Raw genomic sequence first — 2,811 nt, forward strand, 5'->3', positions numbered from 1 at the left:
TTGCTTGGGGGGGGTGCGGGGCCGCCGGCCCGGCGGTGCGGGCGCCGGGGCCGGTCCGCGGAGGGACCGGCCGGGGCTCCTGACGTGCCCGCTACTCGCTCTTGATGGCGTCCAGGACGTTCAGCCGGGCGGCCCGGCGGGACGGCCAGGCGGCGGCCAGCAGGCCGATCGCCGCGGCCAGCACCAGGAACAGCAGGATCTGCGCCGGCGGCACCACCGTGGTCAGCTCCTTGAAGTCCCCGGCCACGGCCCGGTTCCCGGCCCAGGCCACCACCACGCCCAGCCCGATGCCGACCGCCGCGCCGAACAGCGCGATCAGCAGCGACTCCAGCCGGACCATCCGGCCGACCCCGCGCCGGTCCAGGCCGATCGCCCGCAGCATGCCGATCTCGCGGCGCCGCTCGAAGACCGACATCGCCATCGTGTTGACCACACCCAGGACCGCGACCACCACGGACATGCCCAGCAGGCCGTACATCATGTTCAGCACGTCGGTCACCATCTGGCGGGACTCGGCCTTCAGGTCCGCCTCGCCCTTCACCGAGATCAGCGGGTTGCCGCCGGTGGCGTCCTTGATGGCCTGCTTCAGCTCGGCGTCCGGGCCGTGCGCGCCCTTGACCAGGACCTTCTCCAGCCCGGCGCCCTCGGCGTGCGGGGCGATGAGCGAGTCCGGGGCGATCAGGCCGGCCAGCGTGCCGGTGGACTCCACCACCCCGCCGATGGTCAGCTTCTCCTTGGCGCCGTCCTCGTAGACCACGTCCACGGTGTCGCCGGTCCTGACGTGCTGCCCCTTGGCGTAGCCCGTGCTGACCAGCAGCTTGCCCTGCTTCAGGGCGTCGGCCGAGCCTTCGGTGATCTTCACGGTGGCGACCTCGGCGATGGACGCCCCGTCGACGCCGGTCAGCCAGGTGGACTCCCCGTTGACCTCGGCCGGGACCATCCGCTCCCCGCTGCTGGCGGTGACCCCGGACGCCTTGGCGATCTGGGCGCCCACCTCGGGCGAGAGCATCGAGTAGTTGGCCATCGAGACCACGTAGTCGGCCTTGACGTCCACCCCGGACGCCTTGTCCACGGCGTGGTTGACGGAGGCGCCGACCACGGTGAGCGCGGTGATCAGGGTGACGCCGATGGTGAGCGCCGAGGCGGTGGCCGCCGTCCGGCGGGGGTTGCGCAGCGCGTTCTCCCGGGCCAGCTTGCCCGGGGTGCCGTACAGCTTCTGCAGCACCGGGGAGAACAGGGCGATCAGCGGCCGCGACAGCAGCGGGGTCAGCACGAAGACGCCGATCAGCAGGGCCGCCGCACCCAGGCCCACCTGGTCGGTCGACTTGCCGGTCGCCCCCGCCAGCAGACCGCCGACGCCGACGGCGGTGATCAGCCCGCCGATAACGTTGCGCACCAGCAGGCCCTTCGGGGTGGCGGGCTGCTCGGCGCTGCTCATCGCGGCGACCGGGGCGATCCGGGCCGCCCGGCGGGCGGGCAGCCAGGCCGCCAGCACCGTCACGACCACGCCGACCGCGACCGTGGTCAGCACGGTGCCGGGGGCCAGCACCAGCGGACCGTCGGGGAGGTTGGCGTCCATCGGGCCGTTCACCACGGCCTTGAGACCGACCGCGATCCCGACACCCGCCAGCAGGCCGGCCGCCGAGGCGACGGTGCCGATCAGCAGCGCCTCGATCAGCACCGAGCGGGTGATCTGGCGGCGGGCGGCGCCCACCGCGCGCAGCAGGGCGATCTCCCGGGTGCGCTGGGCGACCAGCATGGTGAAGGTGTTGGCGATGATGAAGACGCCGACGAACAGCGAGATCCCGGCGAAGGCCAGCAGGGCCCGGTTGAGGTTCTTGGTGCCCTCGGTGATCATCCGGTCCTGCTCGGCGGACAGGTCGGCACCGGTCCGCGCGGTCAGCGACCCGCCCGCGGGCAGGGCCTGCTGAACGGCGGTCAGCAGCGCCCGGTCGTCGGTACCGGGCTTGGCCCGCAGGTCGATGTCGTTGAACTGACCGGGCTTCAGGTAGAGCTTCTGCGCGGTGGCGGTGTCGAAGGCGGCGAGTGAACCGCCCGCCTGGACCCGCGGGTCGTTGGTGGTCAGCAGGCCGGTCAGCTTGAGGTTCATCACCGGGCCGTTGACGGCCACCCGGACGGTGTCGCCGACGTGGTAGCCGCCCTTGGACGCGGTGCGGGTGTCGAGCGCGACCTCGCCCTCGCCCTTCGGTCCGCGGCCCTCGCTCAGCGGGTAGCGGGCATCGGTGCCGTCGGCGCCCGATACGTAGTTGGTACCGGCGGTGGAGAAGCCGTCGCCGATCAGGCTGCCCTTGCGGTCGGCGATACCGGCGAAGCCGGACACCACACCGCGGGCCTCGGCCGCGCCGGGCAGTGCGGCCAGCTTCCGGCGGACGTCCTCGGTCAGCTCCGGGCCCGCGGGGCCGCGGCCACCACGTCCGTACCCCTGGCTGACGGCGCCGGAGTCGCTGACGGTCACGGCGATGTCGGTGTAGCTCTTGGCGTTCTGGGACTTGAGCGCGGCGCCGAGGGTGTCGGTGAAGACCATGGTGCCGGCGACGAAGGCGGTGCCGAGCATGATGGCGAGGGCGGTCATCAGCAGCCGGCCCTTGTGGGCCAGCACGTTGCGTAGTGCGGTGCGGTACATGGGTGGGTGTCCTGGGTCTGTGGTGGGGCGGACGGGTGCCGGGGCCGCTGGTGGCGGTGGTCAGCTGTCGGCGGGTGTCAGCTGGTGCGGCCCTTGGCGTCGAAGCGGCGCATCCGGTCCAGGACGGTGTCGGCGGTGGGGTGGTGGAGTTCGTCGACGATGCGGCC

The 2,811-nt window shown here is 72.8% G+C and carries 1 protein-coding gene and 1 pseudogene; both read right to left on the bottom strand.

The window, feature by feature from the left end; translation table 11 throughout:
* Nucleotides 1-91 precede the first annotated feature (91 nt).
* Entirely contained in the window at nucleotides 92-2,644 is a 2,553-nt protein-coding gene (locus tag AB0D08_RS40645; RefSeq protein ID WP_359895406.1) for an FtsX-like permease family protein, read from the bottom strand.
* Between the two features lie 77 nt (nucleotides 2,645-2,721).
* Nucleotides 2,722-2,811 (bottom strand): annotated as a pseudogene (locus AB0D08_RS40650) (ABC transporter ATP-binding protein); the annotation flags it as partial.

Origin of the sequence: Kitasatospora sp. NPDC048540 (assembly GCF_040651175.1) — a bacterium.
Taxonomy (GTDB): Bacteria; Actinomycetota; Actinomycetes; order Streptomycetales; family Streptomycetaceae; genus Kitasatospora.